The sequence below is a fragment of the Paeniglutamicibacter sp. Y32M11 genome (genome assembly GCF_019285735.1).
GTDB lineage: Bacteria > Actinomycetota > Actinomycetes > Actinomycetales > Micrococcaceae > Paeniglutamicibacter.
In genome coordinates this window covers 1,204,678-1,227,982 of sequence record NZ_CP079107.1, presented here as the reverse complement: position 1 = coordinate 1,227,982, position 23,305 = coordinate 1,204,678, and the positions used below count along the sequence as shown (strand labels likewise).

Annotated in this window: 14 protein-coding genes and 1 pseudogene; 4 read left to right on the top strand and 11 right to left on the bottom strand. The window is 58.3% G+C overall.

The genetic code is table 11. The annotated features are described in order from the left end of the window. Positions 1-77: 77 nt before the first annotated feature. Together KUF55_RS05305 and KUF55_RS05300 are read right to left on the bottom strand one after the other, a co-directional pair. Entirely contained in the window at positions 78-1,613 is a 1,536-nt protein-coding gene (locus KUF55_RS05305) for an AarF/ABC1/UbiB kinase family protein (protein WP_255557436.1), read from the bottom strand. Positions 1,614-1,795: 182 nt separating this feature from the next. Beyond that, entirely contained in the window at positions 1,796-2,338 is a 543-nt protein-coding gene (locus KUF55_RS05300) for a PadR family transcriptional regulator (RefSeq protein ID WP_218818214.1), read from the bottom strand. 313 nt (positions 2,339-2,651) lie between these two features. Here KUF55_RS05300 and cycA point away from each other — a divergent pair, with 313 nt between their 5' ends. Continuing rightward, positions 2,652-4,127, top strand: coding sequence for a D-serine/D-alanine/glycine transporter (gene cycA / locus KUF55_RS05295; protein WP_218818213.1), 1,476 nt, complete (start codon positions 2,652-2,654; stop codon positions 4,125-4,127). Between the two features lie 127 nt (positions 4,128-4,254). Here the strand turns inward: cycA and KUF55_RS05290 are convergent, their stop codons facing one another. The 6 genes from KUF55_RS05290 to KUF55_RS05265 form a co-directional block, all read right to left on the bottom strand. After that, positions 4,255-4,866 (bottom strand): maleylpyruvate isomerase N-terminal domain-containing protein, encoded by a 612-nt coding sequence (locus KUF55_RS05290; RefSeq protein WP_218818212.1) that lies wholly within the window; start codon positions 4,864-4,866, stop codon positions 4,255-4,257. Between the two features lie 138 nt (positions 4,867-5,004). Further along, complete coding sequence (locus tag KUF55_RS05285) at positions 5,005-6,516, bottom strand: sodium:alanine symporter family protein (RefSeq protein ID WP_218818211.1); 1,512 nt, start codon at positions 6,514-6,516, stop codon at positions 5,005-5,007. 300 nt (positions 6,517-6,816) lie between these two features. Then, positions 6,817-7,629: a hypothetical protein gene (locus KUF55_RS05280; RefSeq protein WP_218818210.1), complete on the bottom strand. Its 813-nt coding sequence runs from the start codon at positions 7,627-7,629 to the stop codon at positions 6,817-6,819. Further along, positions 7,629-8,855, bottom strand: a complete 1,227-nt coding sequence (locus tag KUF55_RS05275; protein ID WP_218818209.1) for a toxic anion resistance protein — start codon at positions 8,853-8,855, stop codon at positions 7,629-7,631. The genes KUF55_RS05280 and KUF55_RS05275 overlap by 1 nt, the downstream gene beginning before the upstream one ends. A 430-nt stretch (positions 8,856-9,285) precedes the next feature. Next, on the bottom strand, positions 9,286-10,689 hold the full coding sequence (locus KUF55_RS05270; protein ID WP_255557336.1) for a pitrilysin family protein: 1,404 nt from the start codon (positions 10,687-10,689) through the stop codon (positions 9,286-9,288). 228 nt (positions 10,690-10,917) lie between these two features. Continuing rightward, a complete protein-coding gene (locus KUF55_RS05265) occupies positions 10,918-13,146 on the bottom strand; it encodes a polyribonucleotide nucleotidyltransferase (protein ID WP_132361511.1) in 2,229 nt (742 codons plus the stop codon). Positions 13,147-15,017: 1,871 nt separating this feature from the next. Here KUF55_RS05265 and KUF55_RS05260 point away from each other — a divergent pair. After that, positions 15,018-17,519, top strand: a complete 2,502-nt coding sequence (locus KUF55_RS05260; protein ID WP_218818208.1) for a hypothetical protein — start codon at positions 15,018-15,020, stop codon at positions 17,517-17,519. A gap of 919 nt (positions 17,520-18,438) precedes the next feature. On the opposite strand, the pseudogene KUF55_RS05255 reads toward KUF55_RS05260, so the two are convergent. Next, positions 18,439-18,695: pseudogene (locus KUF55_RS05255) on the bottom strand (hypothetical protein); the annotation flags it as partial. A 203-nt stretch (positions 18,696-18,898) separates the two neighbouring features. Between KUF55_RS05255 and KUF55_RS05250 the strand changes: the two are divergent. Continuing rightward, complete coding sequence (locus tag KUF55_RS05250; protein WP_218818206.1) at positions 18,899-20,176, top strand: ISL3 family transposase; 1,278 nt, start codon at positions 18,899-18,901, stop codon at positions 20,174-20,176. A 247-nt stretch (positions 20,177-20,423) separates the two neighbouring features. Here KUF55_RS05250 and KUF55_RS05245 read toward each other — a convergent pair whose 3' ends face one another. Further along, entirely contained in the window at positions 20,424-20,909 is a 486-nt protein-coding gene (locus tag KUF55_RS05245) for a hypothetical protein (RefSeq protein ID WP_218818205.1), read from the bottom strand. Positions 20,910-20,988: 79 nt separating this feature from the next. Continuing rightward, the gene (locus tag KUF55_RS05240; protein ID WP_218818204.1) at positions 20,989-21,981 is read right to left on the bottom strand and encodes an HNH endonuclease family protein; all 993 of its coding nucleotides are present in this window, start codon (positions 21,979-21,981) and stop codon (positions 20,989-20,991) included. A gap of 172 nt (positions 21,982-22,153) precedes the next feature. Here KUF55_RS05240 and KUF55_RS05235 point away from each other — a divergent pair, with 172 nt between their 5' ends. Then, a complete protein-coding gene (locus KUF55_RS05235; protein ID WP_218818203.1) occupies positions 22,154-23,263 on the top strand; it encodes an IS110 family transposase in 1,110 nt (369 codons plus the stop codon). Positions 23,264-23,305 lie beyond the last annotated feature (42 nt).

Below are 23,305 nucleotides of genomic sequence, written 5' to 3'. Positions count from 1 at the left end.
ATTAACCCCCAGAAGAAAAGCCTGTGGTTCGATTGCTCCATCGGTGCACGCCCCCGGCATCCAGCGACATGTTTCTCTCAGCGGGAGCGGCGTCCCACCCACAGCCCGTGCAGCAATGGCAGTACCGAAGCCAGCATCAAAACGTTTCCCAACACCAGGTCATCAACACGCACCAGTGAGCCCGCGATCAGCAAGGCACCAAAAACCAATGAGGAGGCGGTGCGTTGAGCGGTGCGCTCACGGCGCGCCATCTTTTTCTCTAAACGAGGATTGGCCACCGAGAGCGAGCCATCCTCGATCTTGGTCAGCAAACCATCAAGTCGTCGAGGCAAGACCAGGGCCACCGACGCGGCATCGATGACCTGTTGGGCGACGTCGCGCACGATGTTGCCGCGCTCATCCCGTAGCAGTTGCGCAGCGTAGGGTTCGACCGAGTCCCACAGGTTAAACCGGTCATTCAGCGAGCTGCATACCCCGGAGGTCAACGACATCGCGCGGATGATCAGCAGGAAGTTCTCCGGCAACTGGAACGGGAGCGAACGCATCACGTCTCCGAATTCCTCGCCAAAATCCTTGAACTCGCGGGGATCCACCTCGCGGAGTTCTGCGAACCCCTTCCCGCCAAATCGGGCAAACAGGTGCGTCATGGCCCGTTCGAGTTCGACGGTGTCGGCCGAGGGCACCAGCACTCCCACCTCGCTGATCGCCCGGACCAAACCCTTGCCATCACGTGCTGCCGCAGCGATCAACAGTTTGCGCAGGCCGCTGCGGGTACTGGAGTCAACCTCACCCATCATGCCGAAGTCAATGAACGTCAAGGTCCACGGATGCGTGGCAGCTGGATCGGTAGTAGGGGTGACAAAGATGTTGCCCGGGTGCGGATCTGCGTGGAAAAAGCCGTTGCTAAAGAGCTGGTCAAACATGACCGAGGCGAACACCGGGGCGACATCTGCCGGATCGATACCCGCTGCCTTTAATGCTCGGGCGTCGGTGATCTTGATGGCCGTGACGTCCTGCAGGGTGAGCACGCGGCGGGTAGAACGCTCCCAGACGATTTGTGGCACAGCTACCCGCTCATCGTGGCCAAAGTCGGAGGCAAACCGCTCGGCATTCGCCGCCTCATGCAGGTAATCGATCTCCTCGAGGCTGGTCTTCGCGAATTCCTCGACGAGCGCTGGCATATCCGCACGTTTGGATACGATGCTCACGTGGCTAAGCCAGCCCGCTACCTTGCGCAGTGCCGCGAGGTCCACCGCAACAATCTTTTCGATACCGGGTCGCTGGACCTTGAGAACGACGGCTTGAAGCCCGGTGTCGTCGGCATCGATTCCTTGAAGCTGCGCCCTGTGTGCCTGGCCCAAAGAAGCTGCGGCGATCGGTGTTTGCTCGACCCAAGCGAATACCGTCTCCAGCGGCGCACCCAGTTCCGCCTCGGCCAGAGCCCGAATGGCGGGGAACGGTACGGGTGGCACCTCATCTTGCAAACCCTCGAGTTCGGCGGTGATTTCCGGCGGGAGCACATCGAGGCGTGAGGAGAGGAACTGTCCCACCTTGATCATCAGTCCACCCAAGTCCAGCGCGAGGGCGTGGAAGCGCTGGGCAAATCGTCGCATGCGCTGGGTGCGGGTGCGTTCGGCCACCTTGGACAGACCGATGCGAGGAAAGGCCAGCTCAAAAAGCCACGTGACCGCCAAGTGCCAGGCCGCGAAGCGAAGGATGCGACGGTACCTGGCACGAGTTGCCCGTGCACTGGGCGTCGGGTCGATTCGCTCCGGAGAAACTGCTGGCACCGGTGTCAGTCCTGGGCGAGGATTGCGTACAGTCGGCGTCGTGCATCATCGAGCACGGCAACGGCTTCTTTCACTTGTTCCGGCGAACCGGTGCGACCCACCTGGGTGGCTGCCTGCGCTAGCTCGACGCCTGCCTTGGGCAGCGCGGAAAATGCCGAACTAGGTGACGGTGCCATGGTTTCCCACGGCGCCGATGGACCTATCTCGGCCGCTTCTGCCCTGCCCGCTTCGGTGAGCGAGTAGATCTTGCGGCCATTGGCTTCCTCGACACTGATGAAACCCTCATCGGCCAGCAGCTGCAGTGTCGGGTAAACGGAACCCGCACTGGGCTTCCAATTGCCTCCGCTCCGTTCCTCGATTTCGCGGATGACCTGATACCCGTGCATCGGGCGTTCGGCAAGCAGGGCCAATATGGCCGAGCGCACTTCGCCTCGTCCCGCGCGGGTGCCTGGACGCTTTTCGAACCGTGAACGCAGCTCCTCGACCGCCTGCCACATGGAATCAAAGTTGTTGCCGGTAAATCCACCGGCCTGATAGGAATTACGCATTGTGCTCTCCCGAATCAATCGTGAACGATGTGTAGCGATACTCAACGATATATCGCCCATTTGAGCAAAAACAAGAGTTTCACCGCTTCTGCCAGCAGATACACAGCAAAGAATCGCCATCCACAGCATGCCGTAACGGTTCACCGGGACACACGGTCGCGCAGCTACGACGACCGGCACTCAAGCATGTGATTCACAACGCATTCACCTCGGGCCTAGTGTGCCCGCGTTCACATGCTTGGAAGTTGGGCGTAAGGTTTTGACCGTTGTACCACGCATCACACTTTCGCATCTAGTTGCTCAAGGATCCTTCATGACTGAAAAGTCCACCCACGTGGAGCCGGAGGGCATCGCCACCGGCGATAACCCGCCGCTCGAGCGGGCCCTCTCAAACCGCCACATCCAGCTCATGGCCATCGGCGGCGCCATCGGCACCGGCCTGTTCATGGGTTCGGGAAAGACCATCTCCGTAGCCGGCCCCTCGGTCATTTTCGTTTACATGATCATCGGCTTCATGCTCTTCTTCGTCATGCGTGCCATGGGCGAACTTTTGCTCAGCAACCTGAAGTACAAGAACTTCGGTGACTTCGCCGGCGATATCCTGGGCCCGTGGGCCTCGTTCTTCACCGGCTGGACCTACTGGTTCTGCTGGATCGTGACCGGCATCGCCGACGTGGTCGCCATTGCCCACTACGTAGCCTTCTGGTGGCCAAACCTTCCGCTGTGGATTCCCGCCATCCTCTGCATCCTGATCCTGCTCGGTTTGAACCTTCCCACGGTTCGCGCCTTTGGTGAGACCGAATTCTGGTTCGCACTGATCAAGATCATTGCCATTATGGCTCTGATCATTGTCGGCCTGGTCATGATCATCATGCAGTTCGAAACCGAGGGTGCTACAGCTTCCTTCACCAACCTGTGGGATCACGGCGGAATGTTCCCGACCGGCTTCATGGGCTTTGTTGCCGGTTTCCAGATCGCCGTGTTCGCCTTCGTGGGAATCGAGCTGGTCGGTACGGCTGCCGCGGAAACCAAGGCACCGGAGAAGAACCTTCCTCGAGCCATCAACTCCATCCCGATTCGTGTACTGCTCTTCTACGTGGGCGCCCTGATCATCCTCATGGCCGTCCGTCCCTGGACCAGCTACACCGCCGACGAGTCTCCATTTGTGGGCATGTTCGCTTTGGCCGGTCTGGTCGGCGCCGCAGGAGTTATCAACTTCGTGGTGCTCACCTCGGCGACCTCAAGCGCCAACTCCGGCATCTACTCCACCTCGCGCATGGTCTACGGACTGGCCCGTGAGGGAGATGCACCCAAGGGGTTCGGCAAGCTCTCTAGCCGCAAGGTCCCCAAGAATGCGCTGATCTTCTCCTGCATGTTCCTGCTCGCCGGCGTGGCACTGCTCTACGCGGAGGGCTCCGTGGCCGAGGCCTTCACCCTGGTCACCACGATCTCGGCACTGTGCTTCATGTTCGTCTGGTCGATCATCCTGATCAGCTACATCGTGTACCGCCGTCGCCGCCCGCAGCTGCACGAAGCCAGCACGTTCAAGATGCCCGGCGGAACCTTCATGCCCTACGTGGTGCTGGCCTTCTTCGGCTTCATCATCTGGGCGCTGACCACCCAACCGGACACCATGGCGGCCCTGATCTTCACGCCGATCTGGTTTGTTGCCCTGGGCATTGGCTACCTGATGTTGCGCCGCAACCCGGAGCACGCAGCCATTCGGGCCGAGCACGATGCCAAGGTCGCGCAAGAACACGCTGAACGCAAGGCACGTATCAACGCCTAGCCAATTCAGTTTCACCGGCCAACGGCCGGGTGCCCCGAACCCCTGGATGATCAAGGAATCGAGACACCCGGCCGTTGGTCTTTTTTGATCCCTCTTGCCACTCCAGCGGCGCGTTGGCGTTCTAGCTTCAGAGCACCGAGAAGCCGGCGGGATAACTCGCTCGCCCCGTGGCGGCCAGCAAAAGCGGCCCCGCCAACCCTCCGGAGATCGCCAAATCCGAGACGATTGCCAACGCCTGCACCGCCGCGGAATCCGGAACCTCGGCGATGACCCCGAGTGCAACACAAAGATCCGTGGTGTGGACCGTCAATTCGAAGGTGCGTGTGGGCAGGTAGTCGCACAATTGCATGCCGCCGAAGATCGTGGTGATCAGCTCCGTTCCGTCACGGGATTCCAGCAACGGAATCACTCGGGCGGTCAGCTCCGCCACCGTGGCCGCCGGATCGGAGCCCAGGGCCCGGCCCGCTTCATGTCCACGCGCGGCGACGGCCGCCGCGTCAGCCGTTCGTGCCGCGCGGAAGTACTCGGCCGCGGACGTGACCTCAATGCTGGTGGCAGGCTGCTCCAGATATGTCTCAACGGTCAGCAGGGCTCGGCTGGTGTGGCCCACCAGCGCGCGGATATCCCACTCCCCCAGCCCCGGTTTTTGCCACTGCTCACGAGCCAGGCCGCTGATGCGCTCAAACCAGAGCGCCGCCTCGGTGAACGCCCGGCGCTGCTCATCCCATGTCAATTCCATGCGCCCCAGTGTAGTTCTACCGTTGCCTGCTTGGACCCTTGAGGCCAAGGCAATATTCCGGGCAAAGGAAAACCCGGGGTCGTCGGCAGCAGTTTCCACTGCTGCCGACGACCCCGGGTCTAGGGTGTTGAGCTGTTGCTATACCGAATCGGCCTCGCGCACTGGGACAGTCCCACTGCGGTTACGGCTGGAGCCCAGAACGTTGCCGGACTTCCATTCGTCCCATCCCGGGCGATCCTTCATGAATGCCTCGATGTCGTCCTTGGTGGCATCCAAGGTCGGGTCGTTCTTGAGGTACCACTTGGTTTCGCGGGCGATCATGCCCGAGAGGATCAACAGACCAATGAGGTTCGGCAGAGCCATCAAACCATTCATCATGTCCGAGAAGTTCCACACGGCGGTGAGCTGGGTGGTGCAGCCCACGTAGACAACGAGCGAGAAGACTACGCGGAACGGCATGACCGCCTTGCGTCCGATCAGACGCTCGATGTTGCGCTCACCGTAGTAGCACCAGCCCAAGATGGTGGAGAAGGCGAACATGACCAAACCGATGGTCACAATCCAGTGTCCCCATTCGCCGGGCAGGCCGAAGGTGAAGGCGTGGCCGGTCATCAGAGCCGAGGAGATCTGCTCGCCAGTTTCCGGGTCAACGTAGTTCCAGGCACCGGTGGTGATGATGACCAGGCCGGTGCAGGTGACCACGATGATGGTGTCGATGAAGGTCTGGGTCATCGAGACCAAGCCCTGACGCACCGGGTGCGTGGTCTGTGCTGCGGCAGCGGCGATGGCGGCCGAGCCCATGCCCGACTCGTTGGAGAAGATACCGCGGGCAACACCGAACTGCACGGCGATGATGATGGCAGAGCCGGCGAAGCCGCCGACGGCCGAGGTGCCGGTGAAGGCCTCGGAGAAGATCTGGCCGATGGCGGCCGGGACCTGGCCGACGTTGGCGATCAGGATGTAGATTGCGGCAGTGACATAGAAGACGATCATGACAGGAACGAAGCCTGCGGTGACCTTACCGATGGACTTGATGCCACCGACCAGAACGACCATGGCCAGGATGGTCAGCACCAGGCCGGTGGTCCAGGTCGGAACGCTAAAGGAGTTCTCCAGGTTGGCGGCGATTGAGTTGCCCTGGGTCATGTTGCCAATGCCAAAGCTAGCAATGGTTGCTGCGATGGCGAAGAACAGTGCCAGGAACTTACCGAAGGGGCCGCGGATGCCACGTTCGAGGTAGTACTGCGGTCCACCGGACTTTTCTCCGGCGTCATCGGTGCCGCGGAAACGGACACCGAGGTAGGCCTCCGAGTACTTGGCTGCCATGCCCACCAGACCGGTGACCCACATCCAGAACAGTGCGCCGGGTCCACCGATGCCGATGGCCGTGGCCACGCCAACAATGTTGCCGGTGCCGACCGTTGCGGCCAGCGCCGTGGTCAAGGCCTGGAACTGGGAGATGTCACCCTCGGACCCGGCGTCCTTGCGTTTGAGCAATCCCAAACGCAGTGCGGCACCCAGTTTGAGGAATTGCAGTCCGCCGAGGCGGAAAGTCAGGTACAGCCCGGTGCCCAGCAGCAACGGGATCAGCATGTAAGGTCCCCAGATGACGCTACTGATGTCTCCGAAGAGTGTTGCGAGGTCGTCCATGTGCATGGCTCCCATATCGTCTTGTGCGAGTGGATAAATTGTGAAAGTGATGAGCTTCACAATTTACCCATCATAGGCGCAATTCAATAAGTCCCAGTCACACGCGCGTTACATCCAGATGAATCTAGACGATGGGACGCCTTTTTGTGCCAAAAGACCGAAAATGTCGCGGAAAATGAGAAAAGGACCGCTTTTTGCTTATCAAGAAGCAAAAAGCGATCCTTTTGACCAGAGACGGAAAGCCCGCTGATCGGTACGTGGTTAGCACGCGAAAGACTGGCGCTTTCGGTCAGTCTTCTCTTACTTGATCCCGAAGTCGAAGCCACCTGGTTGATGATGCCCGAACCGCTCCCTAAGGAAGTTGCCCGTGCTGCTCAAGTCCGCCGACGTTTGGTTGTGCCGGGTGGAGTGCAATGTCTCGGCCTGTCCCTGAAGCAGACCAAGTTGCTCAACGAATTCCTCATTGGGGGTTCGCCCGTTTGGTTGCCGGTTGTCCACCATAATCGGCGGTACGGCCAAGAATCCCTGAAGAACATTTGGTAGGTACTGTCGCACCATGGCTTCGAGTTCATACTCGAAGCGCGCATCGCCAGAGGGCTGCCGGGCTTCCGCGTCGATGACCGAGTCCAGCATCTGGCATGTTTCCAGAATGGTGACATACGTATCAGCAGGAAGACGGTGCTTGTTCTGCTTGGCCTGCGCGCTCACCCATGTCAGAGCGGTCGACTGTTCGTTCGAAATTCCCGCGAGCGGCGTTGCCGCCGGGGATGCTTGGTAGAACTGGATCGGCGTCGCTGGTGCGGCCACTGGCGCTGGAGCCGCGACGGCCTCGCCACTGCGCAGTTTCCGAACCCGCCTGGGAAGCCAGAGATCGCGAAGCATGTAGGACCGCACGGCCGACAAGACCATGGATCCGAGACCGAGCATGGCGCCGCTGCCATTGGGAAGAGAAAAAGCACCGATAAAGAGGACAGCGTAGAGCGCCCCCTCAAGCATGACCTTTCTGTTCTTGGCGCCCATGCCGATGATGAGCACGTAAAAAGCTGAGAGAAGCCAAAACACGAAGGCAAGAACCACTTTGAGGATGTTGCCTCGAGTGAAGCGCGACAGCATTATGCGCCCCGTGGGTGCGTAGTAGCGGCGTCAAAGGCATGACTCCGCTCCAGCTGAAGTCGAGCCTGCCCCATCTGACCTTCAAGGACCTGCACCGTCTGTTTCATTGACTGTGCTGCTTCGACCTTGAACCTATCGATCTCGTCCATGGCCTGGAAAACATTATCGAATGCTTCTTGCAACTTGGTGGAGTCAATCGAGGCCTGGGCAGAAGTCTTGTGAATTGCTGCGCCCTGGGAGCGAAGGAGTTCCGAGGTCGAGACGATCAAGTCCGAGGTAGTTGAATTGAGTGCATCAATTTGCGCCAGCACGATCTTTTGCTGAGCCAGAGCCTGCGCAACGATCACCGCTACCCGAAGCGCCGCGAGAGTGGTGTCCAGCGCCCGATCCACACCCTTGATCAGCTCGGAGTTGTTCTTCTTGACCACATCAAGAGCTAGGTAGCCTTGGATGGATACCGCCATCTGGGTCAAGAGGTCTTGGTGGCGCTGGCGAACGTAGAAGAGGGCATCTGCTTCGAGTGTTGTGGCATCGTCCGCTTTGCCCGTATTGCGCAGCTCAACGATCCGCTGCTCCAAACCGTTTCCAAGATGGCTCGCGAGCACGGCGTAGTTCGCCAACTGCCCCATTGCTGCCCAGAGCGCATCGCGTTCGGTCTGGATGGCGGCGTTGTCCTGACGGAGATCATCCTGGCCACCCTTAAGTGCCTTGGTGATGGCGTCAAGTTGTTCCTGAGCCGACTCGTACCTCATGAAGTATCGCTGGATGGCGTTACCTCCGGGAAGGAACCGCAAAATGCGCTTCGCACCGGTCAAATCATGGCGCTTGGGGTCTAGCTCGGTGACGATCTGTCGCAGTTCGGCCAGAGTGTTGCCGGTACGTGATGCAGGGTCGGCGCCGGTGGCTGCGAGCGCGGCGGCAGGCCTCTTCAACATGCGGTTGGACGCGGAGCTTGCCTGCTGCATCGTGCCCTCGCCCAGACGGGTCAGCTGCGCTAGCTTGGTCTGAAACTCCGGGCTCTGGAGCGGCGTAGCGAGCAGGTCATCAAGAAAAGTTTTGGCAGTCTCGGCGTGCTTCTGCTGTGCGTCGGCATCCACCAGGATCATGCCGCCGACCTTCTCCGGGGCGTGAACCACAACCTCTACTATGGGTTTCGGCGGCTCGAGCTCAAGTGGATTTCCTACCTGCGGGGACGAGGTCGCGCCGAGGTCGAGTGGGTTCAGCATGAAGTACTCCTTGGAAGGCTCTGGGACAAGTTGCAGTCTACTAGGGATTACTTGTAGCTAACCGTAAATGGCCTGTTTTAGCCGCGCAATCACATTTAAAACTATCTCATCCGCCGGACCGCAATTTCTGTTTCCAAATTAAATTTGTCCCTTTTTGCGTGCCTTCTGCGGGACTTCGACTCGATCAAACGGTGGCGACATAGCCCTGCAACATCCGCACCGTCATGGCATATCCTGTTCGCGGTGTTCGGCCTCAACAGCATCCACCGGGCCCCGAAGTCACGTCCCGATTCTGACCACGAAGCTATGGTCAAAATCCTTGTTTCAAGGAATCTAGGAAAATACTGAAAGTTCCTGGAAATTGAGAAAAGGACCGTTTTTTGCTTCCAACGAAGCAAAAAACGGTCCTTTTGACCAGAGGCCGAAAAGCCTACATTCCGAAGTCGGACGGCTTATCAAACGGGCCCACCACGGTGATGGTGCGTGGACGGGCGGCCAACAGTGCCGCCAGTTCCTGCACCTGCGCCGGGGTGACAGCCTTAACGCGGTCAAGCGACTCATCAATGTCGTGGAAGACACCGGTGACCAGCTCGGCGCGACCCAGGCGCGACATGCGCGATCCCGGATCTTCCAGGGCCAGTACCAGTCCGCCGGAGAGCTGGCCAACGGCCTTGCGCAGCTCCTCGTCGGTGATGCCGTCTGCCGCCAGCTTGTCCAACTCTTCGCCGAGCAGCTTGATGACGCGTTCGGTCTTCGCCGGTGCGCAACCTGCATACATTCCGAAGTAGCCGGCGTCCGAGTACGCGGCGGAGAACGAGTAGGTGGAGTACACCAGACCGCGCTTCTCGCGAATTTCTTGGAAGAGGCGTGAGGACATGCCGCCACCGAGGACGGCGTTCAGCACGCTCATCACGTGGCGACGCTCATCGGTGGCCACGATGCCGGGGCAACCCATGATGATGTTGACCTGCTCTACGGGGCGACGAATCACGTCGATGCGCTGCACCCCGGTGATCTCCACCGGGACGGTGGAGCGACGCGGTACCGGTGAGGCACCTTCGGTCAGATCCCAGCCCGCGGTGCGCAGGGCCTCAAGGACCTGGGCACAAACCTCGTCGTGGTCCAAGGACCCGGCGGCGGTGATGACCAGTTCATCGGGGGTGTAGAAGCGCTGGTAGTGCTCCCAGACGGCGTCGCGGCCGATTCCGGTGATGGCCTCGGGGGTACCGCCGATCGGACGGCCCAGGGCGTGTTCTCCCAGAACGGCTTCGACGAAGCGCTCGTGCGCGACGTCGCCGGCATCATCCGCGTCCATGGCGATCTCTTCGAGAATCACGTCGCGTTCCTGCTCGAGTTCGTTGGGATCGAGTACCGCGGAGGTGACCATGTCGGCGATGACGTCGATGGCCAGGGGCAGATCCGTATCCAGTACACGAGCAAAGTAGCAGGTGGATTCCTTGGCCGTGGCGGCGTTGGATTCTCCTCCGACCTCGTCAAAGGCCGAGGCAATTTCTAGCGCCGTGCGGCGCTTGGTGCCCTTGAATAGCAGGTGTTCAAGGAAGTGAGTGGAGCCGTGTTGGCCCTCCTGCTCATCACGAGATCCAACGCCGACCCAGAAACCAATGGTGGCCGAACGTTGACCGGGCATGGCCTCGGTCAACACACGTACGCCACCGGGCAGTACGGAGCGACGCACCAGCGCCCCACCGACCTGACCGTGAATGATTGTGGGGTCGCCCGTCTCGATGGGGGCGGGGGCACCGGCTGCGCCGCGCTCCGCTGCTAAGGCAGGGGATATTCCAACGCCGTCGAGCGGCAGGGGAATCATGGCCACTGAGCATTTCCTAACTGTCCACCAAATATTGGGTGGTCCGCGCCTGGTGGAGCGCGAAACACATTCATCTATTCTTCCACAGTGCCATGAGGAAGTAGCAGAGCTATGAGTGGACTCTCATTTGAGCATCGCTCCTAGCAGCGCACTCCCCCATTCTGGGCGAAGAAAAAGTCCCGGCCCACCTTTCGGTGAGCCGGGACTTTTTTAGCCTAGAAAACTAGGAACTGATTACTCAGCAGCTTCGACGAGTTCTTCGTCAGCAACCACCGGGGCGAGTGAAAGCTTTCCGCGATCATCAACCTTGGTGATTTCAACCTGAAGCTTCTGGCCCACGGAGACAACGTCTTCAACGTCATCCACGCGCTTGCCACCGGCGAGCTTACGCAGCTCGGAGATGTGCAGCAGGCCATCCTTGCCCGGGGTCAGCGAAACGAACGCACCGAAGGTGGTCAGCTTCACGACGGTGCCGAGGTAACGCTCGCCGATCTCAGGAACCTGAGGGTTGGCGATGGCGTTCACTGCGGAGCGTGCGGCTTCTGCCGACTCTCCGTTGGTGGCGCCGATGAGGACGGTTCCGTCGTCCTCGATGGAGATATCCGCTCCGGTATCTTCCTGGATCTGGTTGATCATCTTGCCCTTCGGGCCGATGAGTTCGCCGATCTTGTCAACCGGGATCTTCACCGAGATGATGCGCGGTGCGAAGGTGGAGAGCTCATCCGGGGTATCAATGGCCTGGTTCAGGACGTTGAGGATGTGCAGACGAGCTTCGCGAGCCTGGGTCAGCGCGGCGGCCAGGACCGAGGCAGGGATGCCGTCGAGCTTGGTGTCGAGCTGGATGGCGGTGATGAACTCGGAGGTACCTGCAACCTTGAAGTCCATGTCACCCATGGCATCTTCGGCGCCGAGGATGTCGGTCAGGGCCGCGTAGCGGGTCTGACCGTCAACTTCGTCAGAAACCAAGCCCATGGCGATGCCGGCAACGGCAGCGCGCAACGGGACGCCGGCGTTGAGCAGCGACAGGGTCGATGCGCAAACAGAACCCATGGAGGTTGAGCCGTTAGAGCTCAATGCCTCGGAGACCTGGCGGATGGCGTACGGGAATTCTTCACGCGACGGCAGTACCGGCACGAGAGCGCGTTCTGCCAGGGCGCCGTGACCGATTTCGCGGCGCTTGGGCGAACCCACGCGGCCGGTTTCACCGGTGGAGTACGGCGGGAAGTTGTAGTTGTGCATGTAGCGCTTGCGCGTTACCGGGCTCAACGAGTCAATCTGCTGTTCCATCTTCAGCATGTTCAAGGTGGTGACGCCCATGATCTGGGTTTCGCCGCGCTCGAAGATTGCCGAACCGTGGACGCGAGGAAGAACCTCGACCTCGGCGGTGAGCTTACGGATGTCGGACAGGCCGCGGCCGTCCATACGAACCTGCTCGGTCAGGATGCGCTGGCGCACAACCTGCTTGGTGACGGCACCAAAGGCCTTGGAGATTTCTCCGGCGCGGGAAGCGAATTCGCTGCCCTCGGCGGTGAGTGCTGCAACAACTTCGTCCTTGAAGGCCGAGGCTGCGTTGTCGCGCTCCTGCTTGGCGGCGATCTGGTAGATGCCGGCAAGCTTGGTAGCGGCCTTGGCCTCTACAGCTGCGTAAGCGTCTGCCTCGTAGTCGCGGAAGACCGGGAACTCGACGGTCGGCTTGGCGGCGCGAGCTGCCAAGTCTGCCTGAGCCTCGCACAAGGCCTTGATGAACGGCTTTGCAGCCTCAAGACCTTCTGCAACAACCTCTTCGGTCGGGGCGGTGTGGCCCTGTTCCTTGATGAGGGTCCAGGCGTTATCGGTGGCTTCTGCTTCAACCATCATGATGGCGACGTCGTCGCCTGCAACGCGGCCGGCAACAACCATGTTGAACACGGAGCTTTCCAGCTGGCTGTGCTTCGGGAAGGCAACCCACTGGGCACCGTTTCCGTCGTTAACCAGTGCAACGCGAACGCCACCGATCGGGCCGGAGAACGGAAGACCCGAGAGCTGAGTCGACATCGAGGAGGCGTTGATGGCCACCACGTCGTAGAGCTCGTCCGGGTTGATGGCCAAAACGGTGACCACGATCTGGACCTCGTTGCGCAGGCCCTTTACGAAGGCCGGACGCAGCGGGCGGTCCATCAGGCGGCAAGCCAAGATGGCTTCGGTCGACGGGCGACCTTCGCGGCGGAAGAAGCTGCCCGGGATACGGCCGGCAGCGTACATACGCTCCTCGACGTCCACGGTCAGCGGGAAGAAGTCGAAGCCTTCGCGCGGGTGCTTGCCGGCACTGGTGGCCGAGAGCAGTGCGGTGTCTTCGTCGATGTAAACCATGGCCGCACCTGCGGCCTGCTGGGCCAGACGGCCGGTTTCGAAGCGGATGACGCGCTTGCCGTAACGGCCGTTGTCAATCACTGCCTCGGCGAACTGAATTTCGGGACCCTCCATGGGGCGTGTCCTTTCGATCAATATCCGCAGCACACGGCGAACAGGAAACACCACGGTGCAACCTGGTCTTCGATCGAGACTCGCGCTCTTCATAGAGGAAGAGCGAAAGCCACTACCGAGGACCGCAATTGTCATTCCGGTGAGTCAGGTGCGCGAGGTGCGCGGATATTTCGTCTTGTTTCTGTGCTGGTCATGCGAAATTGCAAACCATACATAGACCAGCCTACCGGGTTAACGGATTCGGCGCAGTGACGGCGCGATCGCGCAGTGAGCCGGAATCTAGCTGTGGGTCCCGACGCTGCATAGGTGAAGATCTCGCGCCTTTGGCCATCGAGCGAACCGCAGGGTGAATCGTCGTCGATTTCACTGCAAGAGCACGATTGGAATTCGTCTATTGCGCCGTTTCCTGTGCGTCCGCTAGCCATGCAATTACCGAAACAGGACACGATGAGCGTGCCGATGATGACGTGTGTCTTGCAGTGTTAGGCCGCCACTGCGACATCCGAGCACCAAAAAGTCAACTTTCGAAACAGTTCAAATTTCCAGGAAGTCGGATTCGCTGCGAACTACGCATCGTCATCCGCCCTGACGAGCAGCAATAATCAACCTGCCAGAATTCCAAGCGTGCCTGACCTCGCTGGTGACCTCATGACAGATAGCAGCGTCAAACTGCCCAATGACGATCCAAGTTCATTCTGCGACTGCCTGAGTGGCAAACGATCCTCTGCCGCACGAATCTCGTCGCGGTACTCGTAATGGGGGGACTAACGAGGTATCAGCCATCGCTTCGTTATCCCCACCCGTCACTGCCAAACACTGCTAGAAGGAACCAAAGAGGAACGTCATGCCCTCGTAGCTGCAGCGGCTACAGCGACAGCCGCCATGGGCGAAGCGTACGAACGGCCAGGAATTGCCGTCTGCAGAATCTCGGAACTGCGGCATATCAAGCCATTGCACACCTTCATTTCCACGTGGCAGGCATGCTTCCGGGAGGTGGTACCAACTTCGGAGATGCCCCATACCCGCTATCAAGCAAACGGACCAAATCGCAGACCGACTCGTGGAATCTTTCGGACAAAACAGCTGTCAGCCCTGAAACTGATTGCAGATACTTGAAGTATCCAGTGAATGTGCTGCAGCTTTGAGATAGAGGGAATTGCCGAGAAAATTCTTGTAAAATCGCTGAAAAGGAACCAAATATTTCCTCAAAATCATAGGTCGACGGGGTCCCCCAGCTGCCCTGCGACACCTTATTGCGACATTTTTTCGTCGCTGGAATGCGGCCTTCGACGTTCTTTGGCGGTTTTTTGGAGGGATCATCCTTTGTCGTTTGTTGCCGACGACGAGGATGCTAGGCGCAGCTTCGATGGAACCGTGGCAATGGTTTCGGACTGATGGAATCGGGCTTACGTGCGGGTTACGTCATACAGCGATCGAGGAACGCCACCACGAAGCGTCGGACTCCACAGACATCCCGGAAATTCAGCGCTTCACATTGCTTCAACTTCGACGCGGCAACCGGCGGGTCGAAGTTGAAGGAAAGGATCGATTGTTGAGAACAGGACAGGGGGAACAAATGGGCGATACGGATGGCGCATGGCATCAATTTCATTTTTTAGTTCGTCGGCACCGTGCTGGTGCGTCCCAAAGTGGAACTCTGACCCTAAACAATATTTGACACCATTTGCATCTCTGACCAACCAACGCCAAATTCATGGCCTTCCGAAGCGAAGCTGGTGACTCCTGGGCGACCCGGCCAACCACCTACTCGAAGTGTCGAATAAAAACCATTGCAACGGCAACAGACAAGGCTCTTGCCTTCAAGGCGTAATGAGCCATTATTTGCACCCAATTGAACATATGATCAACCCGTGACTAGTGATTTTATAGAAGAAGTGGCTACTACGATTTCGATTGACTGGCCAGCGAGAATCAACGACGCCCTATGCTCGGGGGTACCACTGGATTTCGCTGTAGAGCAAGATCTGGATGCTGACGCTCGACTTGAATGGGCCTCCAGCAATGCGGACTCCGTGCCGAGCCTTGAGGCCAGGGTTCTACGAGAGGCACTGCTTGGATTCCCAGGCACTCCCGATCCGCGGGGACTGGAACTAAGCGGGGTCCGAATTGTCGGAACTCTCGACCTTGATTTTGCTTCCCTCAGCTTCCCCATTCGGTTCAACGGTGTGCGAATCGAAGGAAGCCTATGGTTGGAGTCCTTCCAAGGAACTGAATTTCATATTTACAATTCTGTGGTCAAAACTGATGTGCTGCTGGTACATGCGGAACTTAGCAAGAGACTGATCATTCACAACTGTCGAGTGGAAGGCGCAGTGCTAGCTAGCGGTCTTTCTTGTGGGGAATTGGACTTGACAAGTACCCACATTCTGGGCCGCGTCCAGGAAGCCACGTCGGATTCCCAGGCTTTCGGTGGTGAAGCCTCTGGTACACCTGTTGCCGAAAATTCGCAGATCGAACGAAGAGCCCTCGACGCCCGTATGCTCGAGGTGCGAGGGATTGCGGATATGGGCAACATGGATGTAACTGGCGCAATAGACCTCGTAGGCGGAAGGATCGGCGGGTATCTCGAGCTCGCCAATACGAGGGTCCAAGTACCTTGTGATTCAACACCGGACACCCCATGCGAAAAACATGCGATCGTGATGGACACCCTCTCGGTCGGAGGAGTTTTATATATGGGTGGGCTGAAGACGACTTGTAGTATTCGAATCCGAGGCGCACGGGTCGGCGGCCAGCTTCGCATGGAAGGTGCCGCATGTTCTGCAGCATGGGCTAAATCCGGATGCCAAATCGATCTGAATGGAATCGAGGTAGGCAACGACGCGATACTCACCAATATCGAGGCGGGGGGGCTTTATCTTCACGATGCCAAGATGAAGGACCTTTCCTTGGTCGGTGCAAGCATCAATAAGATAGGCAACGATTGTGTAGGCGCCACGGGATCCTCCTTTTCAAGAGTCAACTTGGATGGTGGAACATTCCTAGGCGTTGTCAATCTGGAGGGTGCACGCATCGATGGCACCCTTAATGTGCAGACTGAACAGTCGTCACATAAACCACCTAAAGCAACGAAAATTGCTGCCTTGGTCTTGTCTAGGGCCCACATCGAGCGAGGTGTTTCCATGAGTGGAGCGATCATAGATCCGGGTGGAATTCTCGCGGACCGGGCGACTATTCTGGGAACGTTCTCGATTAGTGGCGGCTCTTCACTCGCTCTCCTTCGTCCAGCGGGTACCAGGTTCCGGGCATTGGATGCCAGCTTCCTGGCCGAGGGTGCCAGTTTCCAACATCTGCGCATCGACGGCGACACGAATCTGCAGGGAAATATTGTTCTGAACGGCGCAGAAGCATCCCGCATCGAACTCGGAGGCACCGCGCCTTCCGTGCCGGTGCAGGAAACCCAACCGTGCACTCGTCCTGACAGCAGGAGACCCCGGAAGACACCGCGGGTCCCCAAAATGCCGTCGTTTCAAGCTCGGGAAGCGGTTATTCAGCACCTTGAGATTCGTGGTGAAACATCTTGGCGAGGAGACTTGGATTTAGGGGGCTCCACGATTACCCACCTCAATCTCGCTAACAACGAATCAACCTCCGCTGAAGCCGTGAGAATGCCGACCGTCAGGAACACCACCAGTGTGACATTCTCCAACGTTTCTGGACCCCCATTCCACACGTGGACGGCGGCGAGGGACTGGCTGGGCCAAGATGCAGCTGACCGCGTCCCGGGCAGCGAACGGAAAATGGATCGGGTGGTCTTTCAGTCGCAGCCTTGGTTGGAGGTCGCAAAAGCCTTCGAGGCTGATGGGCGTGAATCCGAAGGTCGTCGGCTAAGGTTCGAGTCCACGGATCGAAGGCTGGCCGGCGGAAGCGATTGGTTCTCGCGAACCATCTGGCGTCGAGTTACGAAATGGACGATAGGCCATGGCTACTATTCCGTAGCCGCAATCGGATGGCTGGCAATGCTTTGGCTTTTATCGGCGATTCTCGTCGGGCTGAATACCGAGGCATTTACGCCAACTGACAGAAGTACAGCGCTTTCAGCCGTAGTGGTTTCAGGAGCCGAGGAAGTTCCGGCCAACTCCTCAGAGGGGAAAGCGGGAGCCGGCTCAGCTAGCGAGCAACTAATCACAACTGCAGCATCTGACCCCGCGCCCCCGGCATATCCAAGTTTGATTGCTCCGCTATACGCAATGGACGTCGTCCTCTCTCCCTTGGACGCCGGCCAATCCACTGCGTGGCAGGCCAGCACAACACCGTGGCTGCTCGTTCTGCTTACGATGATCAAGCTACTATCGTGGGGACTTCTGGGCCTGTTCGTCACGGGTATTTCCGGACTCATGAGCAGAAAATAGGCCGCTTGTTCTGCGCGGCTGATCTGATCTGATAAATCAACCCGAGCCGGGGATCCCTAGAGGACGTCGTCAGCCATGGACTCCCTTGGCCCGCCTTCACGAACCCCAATTCGGAACAGCCCTCTGGGTCCCAGTGCATTGCGATCTCCACCAACAGCTTGATCTCGGCGGGCTCCTTATACGTGTTCTCCGTGGAGCCGTCCTTCTCATTGCTAGCACTCGCGGTCAGTCTGGTACCGGCGGCCTCTGGCTTGGCACGGCGTTGGACAATTGGGGCAGCTTCCCATCTGTGCCCATCATCGATTAATTGAACCGCGAATGTGCCAGAGAAGGGCTAAAGCGATTGATCTCATGTCAATGATCGCCCCCGTGAATCGGTACCGCTCCCCACGCCTCCAGACGGGATCTTTCGGCCGGGCCGGGCCGGACCAAGTGTGTCCGCGGCGGACGCACTGGTACACCGTTTCCCGGTAGCGCCCGTAGTCTCTGGCAAGCTGCGCCTTGGGAATCCCGGGCGGCCGCCCGGGAAACCAGCTCGATCACCGGCTCCGACACCTGGGCGCGGGCGCGGCCATTGTAGACCGCTGCCGAATGGGTCCCGAGCTTCCGCCACTGGCCCCTCATCAGCCAGGCTGCTGTTCCAGGTGATTGACGGCCACTTTCAGATGGCTTTGACCAACTGATGCCCAAGACTTTGGGTACTGCCTGCCACCGTGGATCGGTTGTTGCATCACGCGCATGTCTGCAAGACCAGTGGTGAATTGATCCGGCTGCTCCAAACGCAATCAGGGAAGGGGACCCTGCCGATGAGCTAACTACCTGCAAAAGGTTTCAGAGCACCGGTAGCCATCAGCGCGGCGTGCCGTTCGGCCGGTCAATATTCCTGCCGTCAGTGGGCAGTTTCAAACTCCAGTTTACAGCGTAAGACATCGAGGTCCGAGACGTGTTCGCTGCCGGCGAGCATGAGAGCGAGGGATCCGAGGGATCCGACCATTCGTCCGGGCCGGTGGGTGGCTTGGTCGAGAACGAACTGGGAGAAACGGTCTTCACACACTGGTCCGAAACCGGTCGCATCCAGGAACGAGGTCAGGACGTTCAAGCCGGCCGGGAAATCAGCGACTGGCTGGTCAAAGCTGCAGGAAGGGAAGGGAAGGGAAGGGGAAACGTGGGTATCATTAAGCATCGAAAGGGTGCTTCTTGCACTGTAGTGCAATGTTGTGTAGAAACTACATTTTCCCAGATCAGGGCACCTTTTCGTCATTAACTACGCTTAATGGGCTCTCGGACTTTGAGCGTGGTGTCATCAAATGAGTAAGGCTCGCAGCCCTACGGAATTATGGGTGTTGTCTAGACATTCATAAAACCAAGGACTACGAGCCGTGTTTAACAATACGGGCGCAGTTGATGCTGCGTCGACTCTGTTTAATCTTGATGACCATGTGGTGCTGAGCGTTGAAGGAACTGGTGATTCCCGCTCGGTGCTGGTTGAGCCCCTCAACCCTGAAGCGCCATGCCCTGAATGCGGAGTATTCTCCCGCCGGATCCAGGCCAGACCCGTGCACCGGGTCAAGGACATAGCCTGTGGTGGCCAGGGCCTGGAAGTGATGGTGAAGAAACGCCGGCTGGTCTGTCTGGAGGATGCCTGTCCCAAGCGGACCTTCGTGCAGGTCACCGACCAGATTCCGTTGCGGTCCAGACTGACCACCCGGCTGGTGGGTGAAATCGTTGAAGCGGCCATCCACGAGCTACGCGCTATCACCGGCATCGCCAGAGCCCACCGCGTTTCCTGGCCGACCGTCATGCGCAAGCTCCTAGTCACCGAACAAATCGTCCTAGACGTAGACCAGCGTCTCGTGCGCCAGCTGGGCGTGGATGAACACCGTTTCCGTAGGGTGCGTTTCGTGCTGGGAACCACGGGCAAGATGATGCGGGTCGAGCCGTGGTCAATTGTATTCACGGACCTGAGCACCGGAACGATCCTTGATGTGGTGGACGGGCGCCGTGGCAAGGCAGTGACTACCTGGATGGCTCAACGTCCGGCGTCGTGGAAGCGGAATATCGAGTACGTGGCCATGGATATGTCCGCAGAATTTCGGAAGGCCATCCGTGATTCTTTGCCTGAGGTGCGGATTTCTGTTGACCATTTCCACATCATCCAAAGAGCGAACCAGATGATCAACGCGGTACGCCGACGCCGTTCACATGACCTCAATGACCGCCGCGGGAAGATGATCGACCCGGCCTACAGGTACCGGAAGCTGCTGGCCTGCAACATCGAGAAACTCTCCAACAAGCAGACCGATCGACTCCGAGATGTTCTGGCATCGGATGCAGAGCTCGGGGTCGTCTATGCCATCAAGGAACACGTCCGAGACCTTCTAAAAACTCGTGACCGGGACTCGTTCGCTACGGCTTGGGAAAAGCTCCAAGCCTCCGTGAAGGCCACCAGCATGCACGAAGCCAAGTCACTTTTCCGGACACTCACGGCTTGGAAAACGGAACTGGAAACCTTCTGCCTGACTCGGCTCACCAACGCCCGCAGCGAGGCTGCCAACCTCACTGCCAAGAACATGAAAAGAATTGGCCGCGGCTACGTCAATCACGAGAATTACCGATGGAGGATATTGTTATACACGGCACGCCTCCGGCCGTGCTGAACACCCGGTCACCACGTCGAAAGTCGGAGAGCCGCTTAATGACGGCCCGCTTCATGACACTACTTCTTGGCTTCTTGGCAGGTCAGAAAACGTCCGAGTCAAGCCCGGCCCATGTTGTTCAAGTCTGACAGTCAGCCGCAGGCTTGCCGCTATCTATTATAGAAAACGGCAGGCTTGTGAGGCTTATTCCGCTTCCGAGCGAACCAGACTGAGGTGCGACTAGTACAGGATCATCGATGCGGCATGATCACCGAAGGCCATTCCACCACCTACGAATTTTAGTTCTATTGAGGGGATCGCTATTTCCATTTGAAATATTCATTAGGTCACGAATATTTACTAATCTAGTCGAGGGAAATTCGTTGATAACTGTCTTCACTTTTGGGTCGTGGATTGTTCCAATAATGCCTGACTTCCAAATCTCCCATGTTCTATCGGTTATGTAACCTTCTTTGCGCAAATCTAACTCGTCTTCGCATAAAATAAGATATTCGCGCATGGCTATTCTCTCAGACTTACCCATCGAATATTTTTCATGACCTTGGACGAATCGAACAGGCAGGCGCCCAGCAATATCCCAGTACCGTTGCACATACATATTCTCGAATTCACGATGCCGGGCACTTCGCTCACCTATTATTTGCCAGACGATGGCGAATACGCCCACTCCGGTTAGGAAGGTGACTACAAGGGATAAAACATCCGCCCAGTCCCACTCATTAACTGGATCCATTTATATTTTCTCCTTATTCACAAGTATTTTTGTAATAACCGAATCCGCGTAAGTCGTTTCTAATCTTGGCGAATCACCATTACGGTCGACTTTGTGCGACCAAGTCGGGCCCGGGCCACACGTCACAGATATTGGCAATTATCTCTGCCGAACGGTCCCTAATATTCTCCTCAGTCCACCGGACCGGGTGATTGACCAAAATTTCCTTGTTCAGAACGAGCAGGCTGAACTGGTCAAGCAGCGTTCGTTTTCCGGTTCCGGGCAAACCGCCTTCGCGAAGCTGGCTTGCTTCTTCGTCTGTCCATGGCCGATTTGACAGCGATCCATTCAGTGACTTGGTAACAAGCGTCAAATTGCCGATGGTATTTACCAACGCATCGCGATCAGCAGCTGCTTCCTGACCCAGCTTTGGCTCGGCATCCCAGTAATTCCGCCATCCACGAGGCATGACATGTTCAATTTCGAGTTTGCTCGGTAAATCAACTGCCTCATATTTGGAGCTCTTCCCTCGCAAATGTTGCTCCACGGCACCAAGAATTACGCGGAGTCGGTCCTGACGAATATTCCCGTAGACCCGTTTTGAAGGAAGTTGATTATGCATGTCAAAATCCAGAGGCCAAACGCGCGTTTCCGCACTCTGCTCCGACAAGTAACTGACTAACTGGTGTCCAGCAGTTCCCGGTGAACCGAAATCCAACATCTTAAGAATCGCAATCGCAAATTTGTTCATGTCTTTGGTCGGCAACCGCAATATCATTCGTCGAATGGCCCAGCTTTCGAACGCTTCAAGCCCAATTTTCCTTTGCTCAGCAGGAATTCCGTGGTTCGTTGAAAGCAGCCATAGGAACACTGGGGTGGTTACGGCAAGTTCGAGGCGTTCAATCACCCGCGAGTAGAACCGTCCTTCTGGAGTCGATACATCCAGCTGCGAGAACTCTCGATAGGTATCAGCATCTCGACGAAGATCGCGCAGGAGTCTTTCGGCATCGGCAACCGAGGTCATTAAGGGCTTAGCGTAATCTGTGAATATCCGGAAAGAGTGTTCAATTTTTACTTCATCTTGCCGGCGCATTATCAGCCAGTACTGCAGGAAAATATCAATTCTCGAACGGTTTAGACAATATATAAGAGGGGCCGAGACCTCCGCTTCAAAGTTTCGTGGTTTGCCATGCGTTCGGGTCTTGGCCTTGCAGCCAAACCGCGGTGGAATGGTAGAGCCACATTGAAGGTTGGAGGTCCCGGCTATGTTCGAGCGTACCTATATCGGGCTCGATGTCCATGCCCGCAGCATCGTAGGATGCGCACTGAATATCGACACCGGCGAATTGACCCGTTCATGTTTCGAGGACGACCTTCTGGCCGTCTCGGAGTGGGTACAGGGCTTCGGCCCCGAGGTCCGGGTCGTCTACGAGGCCGGGCCCACAGGCTTCGGATTGGCCCGACACTTCCAGGCCGCCGGCATCGACTGCGTGATCGCCGCCCCTTCGAAACTGTTGCGAGCTCCTGGCGACCGCGTTAAGACGGATCGCCGAGATGCCAAAATCCTAGCAAGTATGCTCGCCCTGGGTGAAGTCACCAAGGTCACCATCCCAGACACTGAACAGGAAGCACTGCGGGACCTTTCGCGGACACGACACGTCGCCTCGATCGATCTCTCTCATGCCAAGCAGCGGGTCAACGCGATCCTGCTGCGACACGGCGTCCTCTTCCACGGCGGCAAGTCCCGATGGACCCGCGAACACCTGAAATGGCTGCATCAGCAGCACTTCGATGACCCGGCACTGGAGTTCGCTTTCCAGGAATCCTTGGCGCAAGAGGAATCCATGTCCGTGCGGCTGAAGCGCATTGATAAGGAAGTCGCCCGGGTGGCGGCTAACTGCCGGTATACCGAGGTCATCAATGCCTTGGCCTGCCTACGGGGATTCAGTATCGTCGGTGCCTTCGGGCTGGCCACCGAGATCGGGGACTGGACCCGCTTCACTGGCGCCACTATCGGTTCCTATCTGGGGCTGGTCCCCTCGGAGCATTCCTCGGGCGAGACTCGAACCCAAGGTTCGATCACCAAGGCCGGAAACACCTACGCCCGCCACCTGCTGGTTGAGGCAGCCACAGTGCACAAACGCCCGTACCGCAGGCCCGGGGTCCAGGAGCTACGCCAGCTCGAGCTGGTGTCCCCGGCCACCGCAGCCCGCGCTCGGCAGGGCAACCAACGCCTCCACGCCCGTGCCGTGGCCTTCGATGACCGGCACAAGATGCCCGTGAAGGCGCGGACCGCCGTTGCCCGCGAACTTGCAGGTTGGTGCTGGTCCTTGGCCGCGCCGCTGCAGGAAGGCCGTCCCATGATAGGACGGTGACCCTAAGACGTGCCCCGACGGGCGCACCTGGACGAGGCAACA